At 69.6% G+C, this 23,174-nt stretch carries 25 protein-coding genes; 10 read left to right on the top strand and 15 right to left on the bottom strand.

Annotated elements, in window-relative coordinates:
* Window positions 1-111 precede the first annotated feature (111 nt).
* Window positions 112-909 (top strand): enoyl-CoA hydratase/isomerase family protein, encoded by a 798-nt coding sequence (locus tag BM310_RS09125; RefSeq protein ID WP_089806731.1) that lies wholly within the window; start codon window positions 112-114, stop codon window positions 907-909.
* Here BM310_RS09125 and BM310_RS09120 read toward each other — a convergent pair whose 3' ends face one another.
* Complete coding sequence (locus BM310_RS09120; protein ID WP_089806729.1) at window positions 910-1,308, bottom strand: hypothetical protein; 399 nt, start codon at window positions 1,306-1,308, stop codon at window positions 910-912. It abuts the gene before it with no gap.
* A gap of 138 nt (window positions 1,309-1,446) precedes the next feature.
* Between BM310_RS09120 and BM310_RS09115 the strand changes: the two genes are divergently transcribed.
* Window positions 1,447-2,169 (top strand): ThuA domain-containing protein, encoded by a 723-nt coding sequence (locus BM310_RS09115; RefSeq protein ID WP_089806726.1) that lies wholly within the window; start codon window positions 1,447-1,449, stop codon window positions 2,167-2,169.
* A 267-nt stretch (window positions 2,170-2,436) separates the two neighbouring features.
* On the opposite strand, the gene BM310_RS09110 is transcribed toward BM310_RS09115, so the two are convergent.
* From BM310_RS09110 to BM310_RS09075, 8 genes are all read right to left on the bottom strand, one after another.
* On the bottom strand, window positions 2,437-3,312 hold the full coding sequence (locus tag BM310_RS09110) for a hypothetical protein (protein WP_089806725.1): 876 nt from the start codon (window positions 3,310-3,312) through the stop codon (window positions 2,437-2,439).
* 403 nt (window positions 3,313-3,715) lie between these two features.
* Window positions 3,716-4,180, bottom strand: a complete 465-nt coding sequence (gene pyrI, locus BM310_RS09105; protein ID WP_089806723.1) for an aspartate carbamoyltransferase regulatory subunit — start codon at window positions 4,178-4,180, stop codon at window positions 3,716-3,718.
* Window positions 4,177-5,091, bottom strand: a complete 915-nt coding sequence (gene pyrB / locus BM310_RS09100; RefSeq protein WP_089806721.1) for an aspartate carbamoyltransferase — start codon at window positions 5,089-5,091, stop codon at window positions 4,177-4,179. Before pyrB ends, pyrI begins: the two co-directional genes overlap by 4 nt.
* A 129-nt stretch (window positions 5,092-5,220) precedes the next feature.
* Entirely contained in the window at window positions 5,221-5,958 is a 738-nt protein-coding gene (locus BM310_RS09095; RefSeq protein WP_089806718.1) for a DICT sensory domain-containing protein, read from the bottom strand.
* Between the two features lie 165 nt (window positions 5,959-6,123).
* A complete protein-coding gene (locus BM310_RS09090) occupies window positions 6,124-7,380 on the bottom strand; it encodes a Glu/Leu/Phe/Val family dehydrogenase (protein ID WP_089806716.1) in 1,257 nt (418 codons plus the stop codon).
* 81 nt (window positions 7,381-7,461) lie between these two features.
* Window positions 7,462-8,340 carry an HpcH/HpaI aldolase/citrate lyase family protein gene (locus tag BM310_RS09085; RefSeq protein WP_089806714.1) on the bottom strand — a complete coding sequence of 293 codons (879 nt, stop codon included), beginning with the start codon at window positions 8,338-8,340 and terminating at the stop codon, window positions 7,462-7,464.
* A 56-nt stretch (window positions 8,341-8,396) separates the two neighbouring features.
* Window positions 8,397-10,004 carry a hypothetical protein gene (locus tag BM310_RS09080; protein WP_089806711.1) on the bottom strand — a complete coding sequence of 536 codons (1,608 nt, stop codon included), beginning with the start codon at window positions 10,002-10,004 and terminating at the stop codon, window positions 8,397-8,399.
* A gap of 96 nt (window positions 10,005-10,100) precedes the next feature.
* A complete protein-coding gene (locus BM310_RS09075; protein ID WP_089806709.1) occupies window positions 10,101-10,376 on the bottom strand; it encodes a hypothetical protein in 276 nt (91 codons plus the stop codon).
* A 101-nt stretch (window positions 10,377-10,477) separates the two neighbouring features.
* Here BM310_RS09075 and BM310_RS09070 point away from each other — a divergent pair, with 101 nt between their 5' ends.
* Genes BM310_RS09070 through BM310_RS09055 form a run of 4 tightly spaced genes read left to right on the top strand, consistent with a single transcriptional unit; the run spans window position 10,478 to window position 12,623 of the window.
* The gene (locus tag BM310_RS09070; RefSeq protein ID WP_342714015.1) at window positions 10,478-10,951 is read left to right on the top strand and encodes a MaoC family dehydratase; all 474 of its coding nucleotides are present in this window, start codon (window positions 10,478-10,480) and stop codon (window positions 10,949-10,951) included.
* Window positions 10,952-10,958: 7 nt separating this feature from the next.
* Window positions 10,959-11,411, top strand: a complete 453-nt coding sequence (locus BM310_RS09065; RefSeq protein ID WP_089806705.1) for a DoxX family membrane protein — start codon at window positions 10,959-10,961, stop codon at window positions 11,409-11,411.
* A gap of 46 nt (window positions 11,412-11,457) precedes the next feature.
* The gene (locus BM310_RS09060) at window positions 11,458-12,075 is read left to right on the top strand and encodes a PH domain-containing protein (protein ID WP_089806703.1); all 618 of its coding nucleotides are present in this window, start codon (window positions 11,458-11,460) and stop codon (window positions 12,073-12,075) included.
* Window positions 12,072-12,623 carry a PH domain-containing protein gene (locus tag BM310_RS09055; RefSeq protein ID WP_089806700.1) on the top strand — a complete coding sequence of 184 codons (552 nt, stop codon included), beginning with the start codon at window positions 12,072-12,074 and terminating at the stop codon, window positions 12,621-12,623. The genes BM310_RS09060 and BM310_RS09055 overlap by 4 nt, the downstream gene beginning before the upstream one ends.
* Before the next feature lie 137 nt (window positions 12,624-12,760).
* On the opposite strand, the gene BM310_RS09050 is transcribed toward BM310_RS09055, so the two are convergent.
* From BM310_RS09050 to BM310_RS09035, 4 genes are all read right to left on the bottom strand, one after another.
* Complete coding sequence (locus BM310_RS09050) at window positions 12,761-13,114, bottom strand: DUF5658 family protein (protein WP_089806698.1); 354 nt, start codon at window positions 13,112-13,114, stop codon at window positions 12,761-12,763.
* Between the two features lie 146 nt (window positions 13,115-13,260).
* Window positions 13,261-15,042, bottom strand: coding sequence for an acyl-CoA carboxylase subunit beta (locus BM310_RS09045; protein ID WP_089806696.1), 1,782 nt, complete (start codon window positions 15,040-15,042; stop codon window positions 13,261-13,263).
* 84 nt (window positions 15,043-15,126) lie between these two features.
* Window positions 15,127-16,023 (bottom strand): class 1 fructose-bisphosphatase, encoded by an 897-nt coding sequence (locus BM310_RS09040; RefSeq protein ID WP_089806693.1) that lies wholly within the window; start codon window positions 16,021-16,023, stop codon window positions 15,127-15,129.
* Window positions 16,024-16,298: 275 nt separating this feature from the next.
* Entirely contained in the window at window positions 16,299-17,426 is a 1,128-nt protein-coding gene (locus tag BM310_RS09035) for a DUF7409 domain-containing protein (protein ID WP_089806692.1), read from the bottom strand.
* Window positions 17,427-17,569: 143 nt separating this feature from the next.
* Between BM310_RS09035 and BM310_RS09030 the strand changes: the two genes are divergently transcribed.
* Window positions 17,570-18,436 carry a 3-hydroxyacyl-CoA dehydrogenase family protein gene (locus tag BM310_RS09030; RefSeq protein WP_089806690.1) on the top strand — a complete coding sequence of 289 codons (867 nt, stop codon included), beginning with the start codon at window positions 17,570-17,572 and terminating at the stop codon, window positions 18,434-18,436.
* Window positions 18,437-18,470: 34 nt separating this feature from the next.
* Here the strand turns inward: BM310_RS09030 and BM310_RS21360 are convergent, their stop codons facing one another.
* Both BM310_RS21360 and BM310_RS09025 read right to left on the bottom strand, forming a co-directional pair.
* Window positions 18,471-18,623, bottom strand: coding sequence for a hypothetical protein (locus BM310_RS21360; RefSeq protein WP_177232569.1), 153 nt, complete (start codon window positions 18,621-18,623; stop codon window positions 18,471-18,473).
* A gap of 116 nt (window positions 18,624-18,739) precedes the next feature.
* Entirely contained in the window at window positions 18,740-18,958 is a 219-nt protein-coding gene (locus BM310_RS09025; RefSeq protein WP_177232568.1) for a hypothetical protein, read from the bottom strand.
* 112 nt (window positions 18,959-19,070) lie between these two features.
* Between BM310_RS09025 and BM310_RS09020 the strand changes: the two genes are divergently transcribed.
* Genes BM310_RS09020 through BM310_RS09010 form a run of 3 tightly spaced genes read left to right on the top strand, consistent with a single transcriptional unit; the run spans window position 19,071 to window position 23,024 of the window.
* Window positions 19,071-20,087, top strand: a complete 1,017-nt coding sequence (locus BM310_RS09020; protein WP_089806688.1) for an ABC transporter ATP-binding protein — start codon at window positions 19,071-19,073, stop codon at window positions 20,085-20,087.
* Window positions 20,084-21,973: an ABC transporter permease family protein gene (locus BM310_RS09015; RefSeq protein WP_089806686.1), complete on the top strand. Its 1,890-nt coding sequence runs from the start codon at window positions 20,084-20,086 to the stop codon at window positions 21,971-21,973. The genes BM310_RS09020 and BM310_RS09015 overlap by 4 nt, the downstream gene beginning before the upstream one ends.
* A complete protein-coding gene (locus tag BM310_RS09010) occupies window positions 21,966-23,024 on the top strand; it encodes an ABC transporter permease (RefSeq protein WP_089806684.1) in 1,059 nt (352 codons plus the stop codon). Before BM310_RS09015 ends, BM310_RS09010 begins: the two co-directional genes overlap by 8 nt.
* The last annotated feature ends 150 nt before the right edge of the window (window positions 23,025-23,174 follow it).

Raw genomic sequence — 23,174 nt, 5'->3', positions numbered from 1 at the left:
CGCCGGCCGCGACCCGGGAGACTGCGCGGACGACCGCTGACCGCCGACCGCGACCCGGGAGACTGCGCGGACGACCGTGACCTTTTGTAGACCGCCGCCGTCCACCCGCCCATGTCGGAAGAAACTGACAACGCGGTTATCGTGTCTCGCGAGGCGGGCGTCGCCACAGTGACGCTGAACCGGCCTGACGTGCGGAACGCGCTGACGACGGACGTGACCGCCGGCGTCCGCGAGGCGCTCGACTCGCTGGCCGACGACACGCGCTGCGTCGTCTTCGAGGGCGCGGGCGACGCGTTCTGCGCCGGCGGCGACGTGAACGCGATGCTCCAACTCCGCGCCGACGAGTGGACGACCGACGAGGCGGTTCGGCACGTCATCGACGACACAGCCGGCGTCGTCAAGCGCGTCTACGACTGCGAGTACCCGACGGTGGCGAAGATAGACGGCCCGGCCGTCGGCGCGGGAGGTGCCCTCGCTCTCGCCTGCGACGTGCGCGTCTTCTCGGGGGAGGGCCGAATCGGCTTCAACTTCGAGCAACTCGGACTGGCCGTCGACTCCGGCGTCTCCTACCTCCTGCCCCGCGAAGTCGGCGCGGGCGTGGCGAAGGAACTCGTCTACACCGGCGAGATTCTGGACGCCGACCGGGCCGCGGAGTTGGGGCTGGCCAACCGCGTCTTCGAGGACGACTTCGAGGCCGACTTCGAGTCGTTCGTCGGCGAGATAGCGGGCGGGCCGACGGCGGCCCTCAGAACGTCGAAGCGGCTCATGCGGCGCGGGTTCGAGGTGTCGCTCGACACAGCCATCGAACACGAGGCGGCCGCGCAGGGCGCGATGTTCGAGACGGCCGACCACGAGGAGGGCGTCGACGCCTTCCTCGAACGCCGCGACCCGGAGTTCGGCGGCCGGTAGTCAGCCGGTGTCGTCGCCGGCCGGCGGTCCGTCGTCGCGGCCGCCGAGCGAGCGAACGCGCCGGCGACGGTGCAGGAGGTAGGCGACGCAGACGGGCGGAAAGAAGAGCGCGACGGCCGCGTAGACCCACTTGGCGCGGCCGAACTCGACTCCGGCGGCGGCGAGGGCGCGGGTGTCCTGCAGCAGTGCGGCCGCCGACAGCGGTGCCAGAAGCAGCGTGTACGCCGACCGGACCGTCGCCCACAGGAACGTCCCCGACTGGAGGACGCGCCAGTCGAGGACGGCGAGGAGCGTCCACGCGAACGCGCCGGTCAGGAAGAGCGCGCGCCACGGTCCCGATTCGTCTCGCTCGCGGTCCTCGGGATGGAGGACGGCGTCCGACGGGTCTGAACGGTTCACGACCGCCGTTAGGAGCCGAACGGTTTGAACGATGCGCCGGTCGCGCGTCGCCGACGCCGGGGTGGGTCGCGGGCGCGGCGACGGTGACGAAGCCGCGGGAACGGAGGCTACTTGACCGGTCCCCGAGTCCGACGAGACATGAGCGCGGACCTCTCCGTCACAGTCTGGAACGAGTACCGACACGAACGCGACAGCGAGGCGGTGGCCGAGGTGTACCCCGACGGCATCCACGAGGCCATCGCCGCGGGCTTCGAGGAACGCGGGTTCGAGACGCGAACGGCCACGCTGGACGACCCCGAACACGGCCTGACCGAGGGCGTCCTCGACGAGACGGACGTGCTGACGTGGTGGGGCCACCGCGCGCACGACGAGGTGGCCGACCACGTCGTCGAACGCGTGGTCGAACGCGTCCGCGACGGGATGGGACTGCTCGTCCTCCACTCGGCGCACTACTCGAAGCCGTTCAAGTCGCTCATGGGCACCTCCTGTGCGCTGAAGTGGCGCGAGGCCGACGAACGCGAGCGTCTGTGGGTCATCGAACCGGGCCACCCCATCGCCGACGGCCTCCCCGAACAGATCGAGATTCCCGAGGCGGAGATGTACGGCGAACGGTTCGACGTGCCCGCGCCGGACGAACTCGTCTTCACCAGTTGGTTCGAGGGCGGCGAGGTGTTCCGGTCGGGGTGTTGTTACAACCGCGGGTCGGGCAGGGTGTTCTACTTCCGCCCGGGTCACGAGACGTACCCCATCTACTACCGCGACGACATCCGCGACGTGTTGGCGAACGCCGCCGAGTGGACCGCGCCGACGGACGGGCCGGACCCGTTCTACGGCAACGCCGACCCACTCGAAGAACTGTAGCCGCGTCCCCGCTGACCGACCGACGCCGAGGGGTCGCGACCCCGCGTCGGCAGTCAGTATTTATCCGTCCGGTCCTACGATGCGACCATGGCAGAACCGACCGGTGGGCAACGGCGACTCATCTTCGGGTTGTTCGTCTTCGCCTTCCTCGTCTTCGTCGCCGGCGTCGTCGTCGTCGCGTTCCTCGCGGGCGTCATCTGAGAACGGACCGACGCACACGGACCGTCGAAACGGACGCGCACTCGTCTCTCGCGGCCGACCGGACCCTCACTCGTCGTCGTCGGGGCGGTGCGTGACGCCGTCTTGCTGGTCCGCGCGCTTCCGCCGGAGTGCGGCGGCGGCGTTCGAGGCGTCGTAGCCGAAGAAGACGTTCTCCGCGTAGGACTCGGCCACCTCCGTCGCGTGAATGAGGTCGTCCAGTTCCATCTCCGCGTCGACGGCGTACAGTTCGATGGCGAACGGCACGTCGAGGGGGTCGAGCAGCGACCGGAACCCCTTGGCGATGGTCTCCAGCCAGTACGTCGTTCCGTAGTGGATATCGTAGAGGGGGACGACGAACTCGTCGACGTACTCGGCGAGAGCCTCGATATCGAGTCCGGCGCGGCGGTAGAGATGCCCCGGATACGGGTCGGGGTACAGCGTCAGGTACGTCCGGCCGGGGATGCGGTCGGCCGCCTCCGCGACGAACTCGGTTATCACCTCGGCGCGCCACTCGTACCAGTCGTCGTCGTCGCCGTCCCGTCCCTCGGCGTCGACCCACTCGGCGAACAGGCGTTCGCACCGGTCGCAGCGACAGTAACCGTCGCGGGGGAAGCCCACGTCGTCCAGTCGCACGTCGGGGTTCTCGGCGGCGCAGTCCGCGACGATTTCGAGGAGGCCCGACCGGTAGTTCTCGTTCGTCGGGCAGATGTACGCCCAGTCGAAGTAACGCTGGTCGCGCGTGGCGCGTTCGCCCTCGCCGTCCACCGGGACGAGTTCGGGGTTGCTGTTCGCGGCGGCGGTGTCGCCGAAGCACGACACCATGTTCACCGCCTCCGGGAGCGGTTCGGCCGCCCGGCCGGTGACGTCTTTGACCTCGTAGAACGCCCGGTCGAAGTCGGGCCACTCCACCTCGTCGGGGTTTCGCGTGACGACGCCGTACATGCACCGACGTTGCCGAGCGAACGGCATGAGTCGTTCGTTCGGGCGTCGTCACTGCGGGCGCGGCGTCGAAAGAAACGGAGGTGGTTCGCGGGCGGTTCGTCTGTGCCGACGGCTCACTCCTCGACTTCGACTTCGACGGGTTCGGACCCGCCGGAGACGAGGACGTAGACGACGGCGACCAGTGCGAGTACGAAGAGCAGTTTTGCTTTTCCGGACATACACTACCGTACGTCGGTTCGGTACAAAGTGATTTCCCCTCGTTCCGACGGACGGGAACGTGAAGCGGACATCGAAACTGACGTTCCGGCCAGCGAACGACGTTGTCGTCTCTCCGTCCGAATCGGCCGAGCGCGGGTCGCTCCGACTCTGCGCCGGGGGAACCACCCGACGCGGACGCGCGGGGTCAGTTCACGTCGAGGTTCGCGGCCACCTCGTCCTCGCGGACGATGCTGCCGCAGTAGCCGCAGCGGAGGCCGTCCGAGAGCACCTCGAACCGGGAGACGACCGGTTCGTCGGCGTTCGTGATGCAGTTGCGGTTCGGGCAGGAGAGGACGCCCGTCACCTCCTCGGGGCGTTCGACGCGCTTCTTGTCGACGACTTCGTAGTCGCGGACGATGTTGATGGTCGCCTCCGGAGAGATGACCGAGAGGACGTCCACCTCGGACTGACTCAGTTCTCTCCCCTCGACCTTCACGATGTCCTTGCGGGCGAGGCGGTCCGACGGCACGTTCATCCCGATGGAGACGGCCTCGCCGCCGGAGCCGTCGATGCCGAGGATGGCGAGGACGTTCAGCGCCTGTCCCGCGGTGAGGTGGTCGATGACGGTGCCGTCGCGAATCTTCGAGACGCGGAGTTCTTTCTCGCTCATCGGTGGCCCTCCAGCAACATGTCGAGCAGCGCCATCCGCACCGGGACGGCGTTGTGTGCCTGTTCGAAGTACTTGGCGTGGGCCGTCTCGTCCACCTCGGGGGCGATTTCGTCCACGCGGGGGAGCGGGTGCATCACCGTCAGCGACTCCTTGGCGGCCGCGAGGTCGTCGGCGTCTATCTGGTACTGCCCGGCGACTTTCCGGTACTCGTTCTCGTCGGGGAAGCGTTCGCGCTGGATGCGCGTCACGTAGAGTACGTCGAGTTCCGGGAGCACCTCCGCCAACTCGGTGTGTTCGCGGACCTGCGCGCCCGCGTCGTGGAGGTCGTAGCGGACGCTGCGGGGGAGTTGCAGACTCTCGGGGCTGATGAAGTGCTGACGGACGTCGAAGTTGGTCAACGCCTCGGCCAACGAGTGGACCGTCCGGCCGTACTTCAGGTCGCCCATGACGCCGATAGTGAGGTCGTCCAGTCCGGCGTTCTCCCGAATCGTGTACAGGTCCAAGAGCGTCTGGGTGGGGTGCTGGCCGGCGCCGTCGCCCGCGTTGATGACGGGCACGTCGACGAACTCGGCGGCCATCTTCGCCGCGCCCTCTAGGGGGTGCCGGAGGACGATGGCGTCCGCGTAGCCCTCGACGACGCGAACGGTGTCGGCGAGGCTCTCGCCCTTCTTCACCGACGTGGAGTCGACCGGTCCCATGTCGACGGTTCTGCCGCCCAACCGCTTCATCGCGGTGTCGAAGCTCATCCGCGTGCGGGTGCTGGGTTCGAAAAAGCACAGCCCGAGTACCGTTCCGGCGTGTCGCTGCCGCCACGCCGCCGGGTCGGCGTCGATGTCCGCCGCGCGGTCGAGCACCGCCTCGACGTCGTCCCGCGACAGTTGAGTCGCGGAGATGAGGTGGTCCTGACGCATCGTCGGATAGCGGGTCGTGGACCGACTTGAATCACTCGGCTTCGAATCGTGGGTGAAATATGCACGTCCGTGGATTCCCGCTCGCGACGACGCCGACTCGTCGGGCCGTCCGCCGCGAACCGACTCGGGTCAGCCACCCGCCGTCCGCCGCGTCTCCGACCCGCCGAGGAAGGCGTCGTTCACGTGGTCGAACACGTAGTCGACGGTGGCGGGGTCGTACGTCCAGAACCCGTAGAACCGTCTGGGTTCGCGTTCCTCGGCGACCAGCGCGGACTTCGCGTCGTCGTCGCCGCCGCCGTCGTGGGCGACGAACCAGACGTTCCGCATCTCCGCGCCCTCGTCGGGGACGACGTCGAACGCGTCCCCGTGGTCGGAGAGTTCGGCGTCGGGGTAGCCGAACGCGGTCACGTCGAGGTCGGGTCGCGAACCCAACTGCTCGTACACCGAAAGCTGAGGTTCGAGGCGGGAGTAACGCTGGAACCCCGCGTAGAGCGTCCCGCCCATCCGCCACGCGCGGTCCTCTATCTCGCGGGAGGCCGCGAGCATCCGCCCGGCGTCGTAGGAGGAGAAAGTCGTCTCGTCCAACTCGTCGAGGATGGGTCGGTACGGCCGCACGGCGAACGCGGGCGTCCGCGGCGTCCCGCCGTCGGGGACGAGTTCCGACAGCGACGTCGTGGAGAGCACGCGGTCACCGTCCGCGAGGACGGCGTAGTCCGGCGGTCCCGACGCCGTCGACGCCGTCACGACCCGCACGTTCCGGTCGGCGAAGCGTTCGACGACCGACTCGACCGTCTCCGGGTCGGCGTTGTGGACGACGAGGGTTTTCTCGCTCCGTTCGACGTTCGCGATGAGTTCGGTGAAGGACACGGCCGAAGTTCAGCGTTCCCTGTGATAGGTCTTTCCGCGACGGGTCGGAACCGCGGTTCGGGTCGAAGCAGTCGCCGCCGCGTCGCGTTCGCCGGCCGTCACGGCGACTCAGGGCCGATTGTGCGTCTCAGGGCCGGTTGCGCGTCTCAGGGCCGGTTGCGCGTCTCAGGGCCAGTTGCCGTTGTCCGTGTACGCGTCGACGACGCGACGGATGGCGACGACGTACGCGGCGGTGCGGAAGTTCGGCAGGTCGTGGGTCTCGTAGGCGTCGACGAGGGTGTCGAACGCCTCGGTGATGACGCGTTCGAGTTCGTCGTTGACGCGTTCTTCGGTCCAGTGGAAGCGCTGGCGGTTCTGGACCCACTCGAAGTACGAGACGGTGACGCCGCCCGCGTTGGCGAGGATGTCGGGGAAGACGTGGACGTCGCGTTCGGTGAGAACGTCGTCGGCGTCCGGCGTGAGGGGCCCGTTCGCGGCTTCGACGATGACGTCCGCCTGCACGTCCTGCGCCAAGTCGCCGTCGATGGCGTTCTCCAACGCCGCGGGGACGAGGAGGTCCACGTCGAGGGTGAGCAGGTCGTCGTTCGACATCTCCTCGTCGGCCTCGTCGTAGCCCGTGACGGACCCCGTCTCGCGCTTGAACTCCTTGACCGCTCTCGTGTCGAGGCCGCCCTCCCTGTAGACGGCGCCGCCGGAGTCGGAGACGGCGACGACGTTCGCGCCGATGTCCTCGAGGAGTTTCGCCGCGACGGACCCGGCGTTCCCGTACCCCTGCACGGCGACGGTGGCACCCTCCATCTCGACGTCGAGGTAGTCGAACGCCTCGCGGGCGGTGAACATCGTCGACCGGCCCGTCGCCTCCACGCGGCCCTCGCTCCCGCCGGAGGAGATGGCCTTGCCCGTGACGACGCCCGGTGCCGTCGTGTGTTCGAGTTTCTCGTAGGTGTCCTTTATCCAGTTCATCTCTCGCTGGCCGGTGTTCACGTCCGGCGCGGGGATGTCCTGGTCCTCGCCGACGAGGGGGCGGAGTTCCTTCGCGAACGACCGCGTGATGCGTTCGAGTTCGGCGGCCGAGTGCGCGCGCGGGTCGATGACGATGCCGCCCTTCCCGCCGCCGTACGGGATGTCGACGACGGCGCACTTGTACACCATCCACCCCGAGAGGGCCTTCACTTCGTCGCGCGAGACGTTCGGGTGGTAGCGGATGCCGCCCTTGTACGGGCCGCGGTCGCCGTTGAACTGCGACCGGAACGCCCGGTACCGGTTCGTCGTCCCGTCGTCCATGTCGACCGAGAGGTTCAGTTCGAGAACTCGCTCGGGGTGCTTCAGTCGTTCGAGCACGTCGTCGCTGACGTCCAAATACGCGGCCGCGTCGTCTATCTGTTCCTGTAGACTCTCGAACGGGTTCGCCTCCTCGCTCATACTGACTGCAGCGAACGGAGGTGGGTTAAGTCTGCCGGGAATAATATCATAGAATGATGATAATACGCTACTAAGGTGGTTCTATCTCTCGTTCTCGTCGGCGTCCGACTCGTCCGCCTCGCCCGCGCGTTCGAGGATGCGTTCGGCCTGCGCGACGAGTGGCGCGTCTATCATCTCGCCGTCGACGCGGAAGACTCCCGAGGCGGACGCGTCGGCCTCCTCGCGGGCGCGGAGCACCCGTTCGGCCCACTCGACTCGCTCCGGCGGCGGCGTGAACGCGTCGTTGACGACGGGCACTTGGGCGGGGTTGATGGCCATCTTGCCGTCGTAGCCGAGGGTGCGCGCGAACTCGGTCTGTTCGCGCAGGCCCGCCTCGTCCTCGAAGTCGGTGTGGACGGTGTCGATGGCGTCGACGCCCTCGGCGGCGGCGGCGACGACGACTCGTTCGCGGGCGTACAGCACCTCGGTGCCCTCCTCGGTCCGCGTCGCGCCCAAATCGGCGGCGAGGTCCTCCGCGCCGAACACGAGGGCCGTCGTCGGGCCGGCGGCCGCGATGTCGGGCGCGTTCAACACGCCGCGGGCCGTCTCCACGAGTGCGAACAGGGGGAGCGTCCACCCGCGGGCCGCGAGTTCGTCGTCCACGTCGCGCACGTCCTCGGCGAACCCCACCTTCGAGACCACGAGGCCGTCCAGTCGGACGTCGGCGTCGCCGTCGGGGCCGAGGACGCCGTCCAAGTCGTCGGCGACGGTTTCGGCGGCGACGCGCACGAGGACTTCGGCGTCGGGGTCGAACGTCGGGTCCGACAGGACCTCGCGGACGGCCGCGCGGGCGTCGTCCTTCTTCGACGGGGCGACGGCGTCTTCGAGGTCGAAACAGAGCACGTCGGCGCCGGTGGACGGCGCTTTCCGCATCAGCGTCGGGCGGTCCCCCGGCGAGAAGAGCAGGCTTCGTCGTGCCATAGTCGTACCCACGCGCGGCGGCGATTTGAAACTACGTCCCGTCGGGAGTCGGCGGGTCAGTCGCCGCCGCCGCCCCGTTCTCCGTTCGCTCGTTCGTCGTCGACCGGTCCGTCCCCGTCTCGCTCGTCTTCCTCCGGTCCGTCGCCGTCTCGTCCGTCATCGGCCGGTCCAGCGTTCCCGTCGCCTTCTCCCAGTTCGTCGGCTCGGTCGCCGTCGTCTCTTCCGGACGGGAGGACGCTCTCCGCGTCCGCGTCGAGCAACGCCTCGAGGTCCGCAGCCGACTCGTCCAGGTCGCTGTAGCCGTAGGCGAGTCCGAACCCGCCGCCGAGGAGGGCGGCGGCCGTGCGGTTCTCGAAGTCGGTCGACGAGTCGGCGGCCCGCGCGCCCAGTTCGGCCCCTCGGAGGACGAACTCGGGGTCGACGTTCGCGTACCAGTGGGCGTACGCCGAGGGCGTCGCCCGTTCGGCGACGTGTTCCGCCGCGCCGACGGCGCTTCCGACCGCGGCCCCGCCCGGCGCGCCGCGACGCTCCCACCGCCGGCCGCGCGCCTTCGCGCCGACGGCCATCTCTATCGGGTCGATTCGCGCGGCGGCGGAGTCGGGGTTCGCGCTCGCGTACGCCCCCGTCGCGGCGCCGCCGAGGGCGATGGCACCGAGACCCGCCGCCGTCGAGAACGGCAGGGAGACGGCGACGCTGAACCCGGCGATGCCCGCGCCGATGGCCCACTTGCCCGCCTCCTTCGGGTCGCCCTCGCTGAGCGTCCGGCGGAGGTTCCGTCGCAGGGAGGGGGCGTCGACGGACGGGGTGTCGAGAGCCGACGAACCGACGCCGGTGACCGGGAGCGGTGCGTCCGGGTCGTCCGCGTCGCTCTCGTCGCTCGCGCCGGCGGGGCGAGACGCCGGGTCGTGGCCGACCGACTCCGAGAGGCGCGCGAACAGGTCGTCGACGGAGTCGGCCGCGGCGACGTGGCTGTCGAACGCGGTCGGGTCCTCGCGGTCGTCGAACAGGTCCGCCGCCGCCCGGAGGGCCGTCGCCGCGTCGTCGGCGTCGGCGATTACGTCGTCCGCGTCGCGGACGAACGCGGCCCGCCGCGACTCCGCGGAGTCGTTCGCCGCCGCGCGTTCCCGGAGCAGGTCGCGGGCCGCCGCGCGTTCGTGGTCGTTCAGCCCCGAGACGGCGAGGCTGACCGACGACCCGTCCGCGAGGTCGACCGTGAGCGCGTCCGCGAGCCACGACGACGACGACTCGACCGAGACGGCGTCGGTGAACGGCAGTTCGTAGAGCTGGTCTCCCCGGGTCGCCGGCGCGACGACGAGGAGACGCCGGTCGGTGACGACGGCGTGGCCCCGCGCTCTGAACCCCGGGCGTATCTTCCACGTCTCGTCGTCGTGGCCCTCGAACGTGACGGCGTCCACGTCGAGGATTCGCTTCGGTCGCTCCGCGGCGAACAGGTAGCTACCCAGCGGCCGGTCGTACTGGTCGTGCTTCGAGCGGAGCGTCCGGAACGCGACGCTCTCGTGGTCCGCCGCGGCGGCGGCGTCGCTCAACCGCCCCGTCAACTCCGGGTCGCGCGTCGGTATCTCCGGGACGCCCAGATTCGTCTCGCAGTTCAGGCAGTATCGGGTCTCGGGGACCGCTTCGGAGCAGCGAGGACACTGAATCATCGAGGTACACGGGCTGAGGAACGGACGCGGCTTGTGTGTTGTCCCCGATTCGTCGGGGTCGGGTCCGACCGACCGATTCGCACCGGCGAGCGCCGGTCACCGGGCGGACGCTCGGGCCGCGAGTGCCGCGACGGCGAGGGCGAGGACGGCCGTCACCGCGCCGAACCCGGGCACCGGCGAGTCGGTGAGTCCCATGGGGTCGGCGTCCGGTCTCTCGCCCGCGGTCGGTTCTTCGGTCGTCGGTTCTCCCGTCGCAGTCTCTGTCGTCGTCGGCTCCGTTGTCGTCGTCGCGTCCTGCGCGACGGCGGTGCCAGCGAAGACGCTCGAACACACCAGTGCGACCACGACCACGAGGCGGAGATTCGAGTACATGTACGTGAGACGAACGGCGAGGGCGCGCGTTCGACCGTCCGTTCGGCCGACACCGAGAAGGCGTTTGTGGCGTGGCGGTCGGAACCGTCACGGTTTTTCGCGTGAGACGAGACCGTACGGCCATGACGGGACGCTACTACGAGGAGTTCGAGGTGGGCGAGACAATCGTCCACGAGAAGCGACGCACCGTCTCCGAGTCCGACAATCAGACGTTCTGCGACATGACGATGAACCAGCAGCCGTTGCATCTGGACCGGGAGTTCGCCGAGGAGACGCAGTTCGGCGACAGACTGGTGAACGGCCTCTACACGATGTCGCTCGCCGTCGGACTCTCCATCCCCGACACGACGGACGGCACCATCGTCGCCAACCTCTCGTACGACGACGTCGAACACCCCGCGCCCGTCTTTCACGGCGACACCATCCGCGCGCAGACCACCGTCACCGACAAGCGCGAGACGTCCGACGGGGAACGCGGCGTCGTCACGATGCACGTCGAGGCGTTCAATCAGGACGACGAACTCGTCTGCGAGTTCGACCGCACGGCCCTGTCGCTGAAGCGGCCGGAGGAGTGAGTCCCGAGTGGACCCCGACGGCCGGACGCTCTCGGCGCGGGCGCGGCAGCGGACGCGTGCGTTCGCCGCCCGCGCCCCCGACCCGTCGACGCTCGCGCGCCTGAGTCTCGGCGCGATGGTGTTTCTCGCCGGCGTCCACAAACTGCTGGACCCGGCGGCGTGGACCGTCTACGTCACCGACTGGCTGGCACCGTGGCTGGTCGTCTCCCCCGTCGTCTTCATGCTCGTCAACGGCGTCCTCGAAGTCGGCTTCGGCGCGGCCATCGTCGCCGACCGCTACACGGCGTTCGCGGCCGCCGTCGCCGCCGTCTCGCTGTCGGCCACCTGCGCCTACCTCGCCGTCGTCTTCGCCGTCGAGGGCGGTGCCTTCGGCGACGTCCTCGCCCGCGACGTGGGCCTCGCGGGACTCGCGTGGGCGGTCCTCGTGGACGCCCTCGCGGGAAGCGCTCGGCAGTCGTGACTGTCACGGGCCAACGGTTATCCCGTCCCATCTCGTCTCGCCGGACATGGAACCCGAACTGGACTGGGTGACCCTGGACGACGACGAGGACGTCGTCTGGTCGGCCACTCCCCACCCCGCGAGCATCGTCCCCGCGTTGGTCGTCGGCCTCCCCCTCTCGCTCCTCCTCGTCGGCATCCCAATCGTCGTCGGGGCGTACCTCTCGCTCCGCAACACCCACTACGTCGTCACGACGGCCGGCCTCTACCGCAAGTCGGGCATCCTCTCGCGCGACGTGCAGAAGGTCGGCTTCGACAAGGTGCAGAACACCTCGTACAGTCAGGGCGTCCTCGGCGCGTACCTCGGCTTCGGTAACGTCGACGTCAGCACCGCCGGCGGGTCCGGCGTCGAACTGCAGTTCCAGTCCGTCGAGGACCCCCGCGAGGTGGCCGAACTCGTCAACCGTCGCGTCAAGCAGGCCGTCGGCTCCCGCGAGGACGAGGACAAGGGGGCCGTGCTGGACGACGTGCTGACGGAACTCCGCGCGATTCGGTCGCTCCTCGAATCCGAGGAGACCGACGACGCGGCGCGCGTGGCGGGAGCCGACGCCCGCGGCGACGACGGCGTCAACGGCGGCGAAGACGCCCGTAGCGACGCAGACGTCCGCCCCGCCGACGAGCGATGAACGCCCCCGACTGGATAACGCTCGACGAGGGGGAGACGGTCGAGTGGTCCGGCGGTCCGGTAGTCGCGAGCGCCCTCCCGCAGTTGCTCGCGGCGGGCGTCGTCCTCGTCGCCTCCGTCGCCCTCCCCCTCGTCACCGGCCTCCCGTGGGTCGTCGCCGTCCCGGGCGCACTCCTCGCCGCCGTCGTCGCCGTCGCCGGCCTCTACCCCGTCTACGCGACGGCCTTCCTCGTCACCTCCCGCGCGGTGTACGCGAAGCGCGGCCGACGCGCGCGGCGGGTGACGACGCTCGAACTCGGCCGGGTGCAGGACGTCTCCTACCGGCGGTCGGCGGTCGGCAACGCCCTCGGCTACGGTACCGTGACGGTCGAAATCGCGGGCGGCGGCGACCTGTCGCTGACCGACGTGGCCGACGCCCGACGCGCCGCGGACCTGGTGGGCCGCCTCGCCCGCGGCGGCGACGACTCGATTCCGGGGTCGGTCGAGGAGTGGCGGGCGGTCCGCGACGAACTCCGCGGTATCCGGACCGCGCTGGAGGCGCGTCGCTGAGAGTTATCTACGAAGACGAGGCCAGACTCCCCGCCGTCGAGCGACGACGGCGACGAAGACGGCGGCGACGCGGTCGGTAGCGGACGTACGCGGGTGAGCGACGGAGGGACGCGTCCGCTACGGAGGGGCGCGTCCGCTCAGCCGAAGATGAGGACGAAGTTCGACGCGGACGCGAGGGCCCACGGCGTCGCGACGGCGAGGGGGATGAGCGGCCGCCCCGCCGGCGGCGCGACGCGCGTGAAGACGACGGCGATGCCGACGACGACGGACTTGAGCGCCACCATCGCCGGAAGCGGCCCGAAGACGAGCATCGTCGCCCGCGCGACGGGGTTGGCCTCCTCGAAGCCGAGCGTCAACCCGTGAGCGGTCAGGGTGACGTCGAGGACGAAGGTGACGGCGACGGCGACCCAGAGAGTTCGCTCTCGCTCGGCGAGGACGGCGAGGAAGTCCGAGAGCGTCGTCCCGGGCCCGGTGACGGTGGGCGCTGCCATACCACGCGACTCGGCCGGGGGCTTCCTCAGTAGTCGTCACATAGGCCGAGACTGTCGTGATAATCGGAACGTTACCGTCCGATAAACGACCGCCTACGCGCCCGGCGCGCGGCCGACGCAACGCCCTCGGGTCGCGTCGGGCCGTCTCAGAGGACGGTGCCGTGCTTCTTGTCCGGCAGCGACTTCTCCACGTCCGCGTAGAACGCGAACCGGCCGGCGAGTTCGGCGCGGAGGTCGGAGGGCGGAACTATCTCGTCGATGACGACTTCGCTGGCCATGCGGTGGGCGTCGATGTCCTCGCGGTACTCCTCGCGGAGTTCGTCCTCGCGTCGCTTCCGCTCCTCGGGGTCGTCGATGTCGGCGAGTTTGTTGGCGTAGACGGCGTTGATGGCGGCTTCTGGCCCCATGATGCCGATTTCGCCCGACGGGAGCGCGATGACGCTCTCGGGGTCGTAGGCGGGGCCGCCCATCGCGTAGATGCCCGCGCCGTAGGCCTTGCGGACGACGACGGTCTGTTTCGGCACCGTCGCCGACGACGTGGCGTAGATGAACTTCTTGCCCTTCTCCAGGATGGCGTCTTTCTCCACCTGCGACCCGGCCATGAACCCCGGCGTGTCGCAGAGGTACAGCAGGGGAATCTCGTAGGCGTCGCAGGTCCAGATGAACTCGGCCGCCTTCTCGGCGGCGTCGGGGAAGATGGCACCCGACCGCTGGGCGGGTTGGTTGGCGACGACGCCGACGGGACGGCCGTCGATGCGGGCGAACGCGGTGACTATCTCCGTCCCGTAGTCGGGCTTGAGTTCGAACACCGACTCGGCGTCGACGACCCTGTCGAGGAGGTCGTGAACGTCGTACGGCCGGTTCGGTGCCTCCGGGATGAGTTCGTCGATGCCGTCGGGCGAGTACTTCGGAGGGACCGTCTCCGACTGCGGCGGTTTCTCGCCCGCCTTGTCGGGGAGGTACGACAGCAACTGCGCGACGAGTTCGCGGGCGTGCGCCTCGTCGCGGGCGACCAGGTCGGCGCTACCGGACTCCTCGGCGTGCATCCGCGCGCCGCCGAGGTCCTGCATCGAAATCTCCTCGCCGGTGACCATCTCGACCATGCGCGGCGAGGCGATGGCCATCGCGGACATCCCCTCGACCATGACGGTGAAGTCGGCGAAGACGGGGGTGTAGGCGGCGCCCGCGATGCACGGGCCGTACAGGACGCATATCTGCGGGACGCGCCCCGAGAGCATCGAGTGGTTGTAGTAGTACTTCCCGATACCCTCGCGGTTGGCGAAGAAGCCCGTCTGCTGGTCGATTCGGCCGCCGGAGGAGTCCATCAGGTAGAGGACCGGCTTGCCGTTCTTCAGCGCGCGTTGCTGCATCCGCAGGAACTTCTCGACGCCGTGCCGCGCCATCGACCCGGCCTTCACGGTGAAGTCGTTCGCCATGAAGTGCAGGTCGCGGCCCTCGAACGTCGCCGCGCCGGTGACGAGGCCGTCGGCGGGCAGGCGGTTGTTCTCGTCCGGTCGCTCGACTTCGGGACTGTCCGGGTGCCAGCCGTCGAAGTGGGCGAACTTGCCGTCCTCGAAGGTGATGCCGTTCTCGTCGGAGCCCTCGCCCGCGGACGCGCCCGTCGAGTCGAACCAGAGGTCGAGACGGTCGCGGACGAACAGTTTCCCCTGTTCGCCGAGGCGGTCGCGGTACTTCGCCGGCCCGCCCTCGAGGATGTCCCGTATCTCCTCGCGCAGTTTCGCCTCCCGGTCGGTCGGGCCCAACTCGTCGTCCAACGGGTACTCTGTCGTCGGTGCGTCGGCCGTCGCGGCGGGGTCGTCCCCGTCGCCCGCGTACACTTCGACCGCCGCGTCGAGGTGTCGTGCGAGGGCGTTCGCGATGGCAGACGCTTCGTCGTCGGTCGCGTCCGCACCGATTCGGACCTTCATACCCCGGACTGTGCGGGGTAGTTCAAAATTGTTTTCTATGTAGAATTTGCCGGACGGCCGGCGACTGGGGGAGCGCCGAGTCGCTCAGTCGTCGAGTGCCGCTTCCAGTCGCTCGATCAGTTCCTCGTTGCCGACGTACACCGGCGTCCGGGAGTGCAGGCCGTCCTTCTCCACGTCCATCAGCGACTGCTCGCCGTCGGAGGAGCGTCCGCCGGCGGTTTCGAGGATGTAACCGACGGGGTAGCCCTCGAACTGGACGCGGAGTTTCCCCTCGGGGTGGTCCGTCAGCGTCGGGTAGGCGAAGATGCCGCCGTACGTGAGGACCTGATTCACGTCGCCGATCATCGACCCGCCGTAGCGGAGTTTCATGCTCGGGTCCGACTCGACTTCGCGGACGTACTCCGTGAAGGGGTCTATCCACTCGGGGACGCGGCCGCCGAAGCCGTACACCGACGGGTCCTCGGGGAGCGTCACGTCCTCCCGGACCGCCTCGTACTCGCCGTCGTCCTGAACCACGTACTCGGTGACGGTGTCGTCGTAGGCGGTTATCATCGTCGTCGTCGCGCCGTAGAGGACGTACGCCGCGGCGACCATGTCCGACCCGGCGGCCGGAAGCGGGGCGTCGTAGACGGCGAGGATGGTTCCGAGCGTGTTGTTGGGCTTCAGGTTCGAGGAACCGTCGAGGGGGTCCACGCAGACGGAGAGCCCGGACCCCGTGTCGATGACCTCCTGCCGTTCCTCGCTGGCGTACTCGCCGACGCCGTCGAGGTCACCGAGTCGCTCGCAGAGCATCTCGTCGGCGTAGATGTCCGCCTCCATCGGCGTCTCCCCGGAGGGGTTGTTCTGCTCGGCGTAGATGCGCCGCCCGGGGAGTCCCGCGCGAATCTCGGGGGCCGCGCGGGCCACCACGTCGAGAATCTGGGTGATAGTCGTCTCGTTCGATGCCGTCTCCGTCGAAGTTGGTTTCTCCTCGGTGGCCATCGGTCAGAACGCACCTCCGCGTGTCGTGGCAGAGCGTGCAACAGGGGGCGTCCGCCGGCGCGTCGCCGACGGCCGGTCGGGGCCGCTTCCGTCGGTCGCGTCACCGGTTCTCATCGGTTTCGAGTCGGGTCAGCAAATATATAAAACTGGTGTCGTTAGGAATCTGTGACTTTCAAGCTACAATCCGGTTATGTGCGTTCTATAGCGGTTGAAATGCCGAAAAATGGCGCACAGAGAAATTAACTCGAAGAGTAAAAACTTCTCTCGGTGGCGGCTCAGTCGAGGGCGGTGCGGGCCGCCTCGCACCACCGTTCGACCCGTCGCCGGTCGAGTTCGAGGGCGTCGGCGACGCTCTCCGGGTCGGCGGTGGCGAGTCGCCGAATCGACCGGATGCCGGCGTCGGCGAGTCTGTCGGCGTAGGCGTCGTCCACCGCTTCGAGGGCCGTCACCGGCGTCGGTGCGCTCTGTTCGCGCCACGCCGCCTCCGCGTCGGTGGCCGAGGCGCGGGACGCCTCGCCGGTGTCGTCGTCACTCGTCCCCGGCGACGCCGTCGCCCGTTCGCGCCACGCCGCCTCGCTCCCCGCCGCCTCGTCGTCGCCGGCCTCGCTCCCCGCCGCCTCGTCGTCGCCGGCCTCGCTCCCCGCCGCCTCGTCGTCGCCGGCCTTCGCCCGCCACGCCGCCTCGTCGTCGCCGGCCTCGCTCCCCGCCGCCTCGTCGTCGCCGGCCTTCGCCCGCCACGCCGCCTCGCCGTCCCGCGTCGGGCCGTCGTCGCTGGACGCCGTCGCCGAGGACCGCCACGCGGACTCGCCGTCGGTCGGCGACTGCTCGTCCGCCCCCTCGGCTTCGACGCTCTCGGCCTGCCACGCCGACTCCGCACTCCTCGCGTCGCCTGAACCGTCCGTCTCGGCCGACTCGTCCTCCTCGGCCCACCCCGCGGAGGCGGCGACCCACGCGCGTTCCTCGTCGTCCAGTCCCCGGACTTGCGAGGACCGCCGCGACAGGTCCGACGACTCGGAGTCGAACGACCACGACAGCGAGTGTTCCCGGCGAATCTTCGCCGCGACGCCCGGATGGACGCCACGTTCGGTCAGGTCGCGGTAGGAGACGCGCTTGCGAACCAGATCCGCCACCTCGATGGGCGAGTCGCGAAGCGCCGCCGCCGTCTTCGGGCCGACGAAGCGCAACGCCTCGAACTCGTCGGGCACCTCGACTTCGACGTCCCCCTCGTCGACGACTGTCCACGGGAGCGGAATCTCCTCGTCGCTCTCCGTCGGGGCGGCCGCACTCCACGAGACGTCCGACGTGGCCTCCGCTCCCCCCCGTTCTCGGTCCTCGGACTCACCGACGGCGTCGCCCTCGGCGTGGTCGTCGACCCCATCCTCGCTGTCGGCACCTTGCGTCACGCTTTCACCCGTTGGGGAGTACCTTCACGTTGCGCAACTTGAGAGTTTCCGTGGCTGTTCGAAATCTATCACGTTCTTTACCGGAGGGCAGATACGAGCGCCGGTTCGCCACGTTTAGAACCCGTCGCCGCGCATCGAATCTCATGGACGTTCGTGAGCTATCCGACGTGGAGACGGTCGGCGTCGTCGGCGCCGGCACGATGGGCAACGGCATCGCGCAAGTGGCCGCGATGGCCGGGTACGACGTGGTCATGCGCGACGTCGAGACGCAGTTCGTCGAACGCGGGTTCGACAGCATCGAAGACTCCCTCGCGCGGTTCGTGCGGAAGGACCGCCTCACCGAGTCGGAGTCGGAGGCCGTCCTCGACCGCATCCACGGGACGACGGAGTTGGCCGACCTCTCCGTCGCGGACCTCGTCGTGGAGGCGGCCGTCGAGGACATGGAGATAAAGCGCGACATCTTCGCGGACTTAGACGAGGTGGCCGACGAGGACGTGGTGCTGGCGACGAACACGAGCACGCTGTCTATCACCACCATCGCCGCCGCGACGGACCGCCCCGAGAAGGTGGTCGGCGTCCACTTCATGAACCCGGTGCCGGTGATGAAGGGCGTCGAAGTCGTCGTCGGGGAGAAGACGGACCCCGCCGTCGTCGACCTCGCGCACGAGTTCTCCGAGGAACTCGACAAGGAGACGTGGGAGTCCGACGACAAGCCGGGGTTCGTCACGAACCGCATCCTGATGCCGTGGATAAACGAGGGCATCCGCGCCTACGACGAGGGCGTCGCCTCGAAGGACGACATCGACCGGGGGATGACGCTCGGCACCAACGTGCCGATGGGTCCGCTGACGCTGGCCGACCACATCGGCCTCGACATCTGTCTGGACGCCTCCGAGACGCTTCACGAGGAACTCGGCGACCGATACAAGCCGGCGTACCTCCTCAAGCGGAAGGTTGACGCGGGTGACCTCGGCAAGAAGACTGGGAAGGGGTTCTACGACTACGAGTAGGCGAGGCATCTCCCGCCCGCGCCGCGGCGCGCCCCTACCACGTGCAGTTCGAACACCGGTCCTCTCCCAACTCCTCCAGTTCGCGGTCCTGCTTCTCGCCGGTCTCCAGCACCGACGACTCGGTGCAGGCGAGGATGTCCGTTCGATGCCACCGACCGTCCGTCCCTTGCACGACAGTCACAGCCATACGTTCGAACTATCGCCGGGGTGTCACGAAACGTTTTCGCGTCCCGGCGTCCGCGGCCGCGAGGGGCAGTCGGCGGTCCGTTCGCGAGGGGCAGTCGCCGGCCGGTCCGCAGGGAGTCAGTCGCCGGCCCGCCAGCGGAGGACGAGGGCGACGACGGCCCCGCCGCCGAAGAAGACGAACCCGAGGCCGACGAAGACGAGGGCGAACGTGCGGACCGTCGGCAACACCTCCCCCGCGGCGACGTACGCGAGGCCGCCGGCGAACCAGAACAGGAACGCGACGAACCCGCCGACGAACAGCGCCGTCCGCGGGTCGAGATAGTCGTCTGCGGGCACGACCCACCGTTTCTCGCCGCGGGTAATCAGTCCGTCGTCGCTTCCGGGCCCGAGTATCAACGTTGAACATCTGCACGAACCATTTAACCGGGGGTCGTCCCTCGCAACGCGCATGATACGGGTCGAGGGACTTCGCAAGACGTACGGGGACTTCCCCGCCGTCGTCGGCAGCGACTTCGCGGTGGACGAGGGGGAGATTTTCGGGGTCGTCGGGCCGAACGGCGCGGGGAAGACGACGACGCTGAAGATGCTGGCGGGACTCGTCGAACCGACCGAGGGGACGGCGCGCGTCGGCGACTACGACGCCGGCGACCCGGAGATGCGCCGCCACCTCGGCTTCCTGCCCGAGGAGTCACCCCTCTACGAGGACATGACCGCGCGGTCGTACCTGCGCTTCTTCGCGGACCTGTACGACGTGCCGCGCGAGGAGGCCACCCGGCGCACAGAGGACACTCTCGACCGACTCGAACTCGAACACCGCGACCGGCGGTTGGGCGACGTGTCGAAGGGGATGAAGCGAAAGGTCGCCATCGCCCGGTCGCTGGTGAACGACCCGGACCTGCTCATCTACGACGAACCCGCGTCGGGACTGGACCCCCTGACGACGAACTACGTGCTGGAGTTCACCCGTGACCTCGCGGACCGCGGCAAGACCGTCGTCTTCAGCGCGCACAACCTCTACCACGTCGAGAGCGTCTGCGACCGCGTCGTCATCATGAACCGCGGGGAGATAATCGCCCGCGGGACGGTGCCGGAGATACGCGAGGAACACGGCGAGACGACGTACCACGTGTTCACCACGGCGGCCGTCGATGGGTCGGAGGCCACCGACGACGGCCGGTACCGGCGCGTCGTCCCCGACATGGACGCCGTCGAGTCCGTCCGCGAGGCGGCCGCGGCGGCCGGCGGCGAGGTGGTCGACATCCGCACGCGAGAGCCGAGTCTGGAGGACGTCTTCCTCGAACTCGCCGGCCGGCCGCCCGAGGCGCGCGACGACGGCAGGGGGCGGGCCGCCGCGTCCGGGGCGGACGGCGGGCGCGACGGACCCGACGGGAGCGACGGGGACCGAACGGGCGACGCGACGCGGACCGAGAGCGACACGGCGGGGGCGGAGGGAGGCGCGCGGTGAGTCGGTCGCTCCGGGAGCGTCTCCGCGCCGTCGCGCGCATCGCCCGGTGGGAGGTCGAACGCTCGGCGGGAACGCTGGACCGCCGGACGGTGGGTCTGCTCCTCGTCGCCGTCGTCCTCGCGGGCGGCGTCGCCACCGCCGGCGTGGTGTCCGGCGGCGTCGCCCTCGACAGGGACATCTACCGCGTCGGCGTCGCCGACGACAGCCAGTACTACGACCCGGTCGCGGCCGCGCCGGCACTCGACCCGCGCGACCCGAGCGCGGACGCCCTCCGCGCGGGCGAGGTGGACCTCCTCCTCCTCGACGGCCGCGTCCTCGGCGACGACACGCAGAAGAGTCGGGCCGCACTCGCGGCGTTGAACGACGCCGTCCGCCGGTACAACACCGCGGCGATGCGGAACGAGGAGAACCGGACGGCGGCGTTCCCCGTCGTCGTCTCGCTGGAGTACGTCTCGCGGGGGTCGCCGCTTCCGGCGGGCGCGTCCGCCGGCGAGGCGGGTGGCGTCGACGGCACCGGCGGGGGCGACGCAAGCGGAACCGGCGGGAGCGACGGCGGCGCTACCGGTCCGTCGGCGGACGGCGGGACCGGCGGAGAGACGGCCGCTGGCACCGGCGCGACTGCCGACGACGACGGCTCGGCCGCGGCCGGTTCGCCGACGGACGGCGGAGGCGACGGGTCGCTCTCGGTGCCGAACCTCGGCGGCATCAACCCGCTCTCGGGCGGGTCGACCGGGTCGCCGGCGGACGTGCGGCCGCCGTTCCCGTTCGCCTCGCTCGTCCTCGCGTTCGCGTTCCTCGTACCGATGAACTTCGTCGTGCAGGCCTACGGCAGCACGATGTTGAACGAGCGAATCAACCGGCGGGGCGAACTGCTCCTCGTCGCGCCCGTCTCGCCGGGCGACATCGTCCTCGGGAAGACGCTCCCGTACGTCGGCGTCGTCCTCGGCGTCACGACGGCCATCGCCCTCGCCGTCGGCGGTGGTGTCGTCTCCGTCGCCGCCGTCGTCCCCATCGGACTGGTGTTCCTCGGCGCGACGTTCGTCGGCGCGATGTTCGCCCGGTCGTTCAAGGAACTCACCTTCGTCACCGTCGCGGTGTCGGTGTTTCTCACCTCCTACACGTTCGTCCCGGCCATCTTCACGCAGGTGACGCCCGTCGCGCTCATCTCGCCGCTGACGCTCGTCGTCCGCGACCTTGGGGCGGGAACGGTGAGCCTCGGCGCGTTCCTGTTCTCGACGGGGCCGTTCGTCCTCTGTGCGGGCGTGCTGTTCCTCCTCGGCGCGGGCGTCTACCGCGAGGAGGACATGTTCACCCAGCGGGCGGTGCCGCTGAAGTTCCTCGACGCCCTCGACGCGCGCGTCTCCCGCCCGCGGGACGTGGCGCTGGTCTCGGGGCTCTCCATCCCGTTCGTCTTCGTCGCCGAGTTGCTCGCCATCGCCGTCCTGTTCGTCCTCCCCGTCGAACTGACCGTCCCGCTCCTCCTGACGTTCGTCGCCCTCGTCGAGGAGGCGGCCAAGAGCCTCCACGTCTACGCGGCGTTCGAGAAGGGGCGGTTCGAGCGGACGACGCGGACCGCCCTCTCGCTCGGCGCGCTCTCGGGACTGGGCTTCTTCGTCGGCGAGAAGTTCACCGCCGTCGCGCAGGTGGTCGGCCTGCCCGAGTTGACGCTCGGGCGCGCGGCGCTCGGCCCGTCCGGCGTCGGACTCGACGTCGGCGTCCTCGCGGCGGTCGGGTTGCTCCTCGCGCCACTGGCGCTCCACGTCGTCACGGCGGCCGTCTCCGCCGTCGGCGCGTCGCGCGGGAAGCGGTGGTACGCCGCGTCGTTCCTCGTCGCGGCGGCGGTTCACACCGCCTACAACCTCGCGGTGGTGAGCAGCCTTGGGTGACCCGCGCGTGACCATCGCCAAGCGGGAACTCTCCTCGCTCGGCAGGGAGAAGACCATCGTCCTCGCCTTGGTGCTGCAGTTGTTCATCGCGGCGTTCTCGTCGTTCCTCGTCGTCGGGCTCGTCTCGCTGTACGACCCCGGACAGGTCGGCGGCTACGAGGTGGACGTGGCCGTCGCGGGCGACGCCACCGACGAACTGGTGCGGGCGGCCGACGAGGTTCGGGGCGTCGACCCGAGCGTCTACCCCGACGCGGCGTCGGCGACGAGCGCGTTCGAGAACCCCGCCGCGACCGGTATCGACGCGGTACTGATAGGTGAGCGACGCGACGGCAGGCTGTTCGTCTCGGCGTCGGTGCCGGACTCGAACGTCCAGACGACGGTGGTCGTCGTCCAACTCCGCGACGTGCTCCGGAACCTCGAACGCGCGGAGCGACTGGACCGCGCGGCGTCGCTGTCGACGCTGCCCATCGACCTCCCGCCGGAGACGCGTTCGAGCCCGTACTACGGCTTCACGTACACCGTCCTCGTCCCCCTGCTGCTCTTCCTCCCGGTGTTCATCAGCGGGTCGCTCACGGTGGACTCGCTGACCGAGGAACGCGAGCGCGGGACGCTGGAACTGCTCCGCGTCGCCCCCGTCACCCTCCGGGAAATCGTGGACGGTAAACTCCTCGCGGCGGCGACGCTCGCGCCCGCGCAGGCGGTCCTGTGGCTCGTCCTCCTCGGGTTCAACGGGACGGACGTGGCGAGTCCGGCGACGCTCGTCGTCCTCGTGGCGGCGCTGTCGACGCTCGTCTGCTCGCTCGCCGCCGCGGTGGCGTTGCTCGCGCCGGAGCGTCGCACCGCGCAGTTCCTCTACTCCATCGGCGTGCTGTTCGTCTTCGGCGGCACCACGCTGTTCCCGCACAACCCGGTGAACACGGCGGCCAGACTCGCAATCGGGAGCGCCGACGCCGCGGCGCCGTTCGTCGTCCTCGCGTACGCCGTCGGCGCGGCGGGCGTCTACGTCGCGGTCCGGTACCTCGTCGGCGACGTGGACGCGAACGAACTGTGAGACGGGTCGGTGCGGGTTCTCCCCACCGTCGCTCTCGTCGTCCGCGATTCACCGACGCTTCCCTGACGCTCCCCGAAGCGGTTCTGCCCCCGCGACCTACCGACTGACAGGGGGCGCGTGCTGCAGACGGAGGGGAGAGACGGCGACAGT

Origin of the sequence: Halogeometricum rufum, from assembly GCF_900112175.1 — an archaeon.
GTDB lineage: Archaea > Halobacteriota > Halobacteria > Halobacteriales > Haloferacaceae > Halogeometricum > Halogeometricum rufum.
This window is presented reverse-complemented; position numbering and strand designations above follow the sequence as displayed.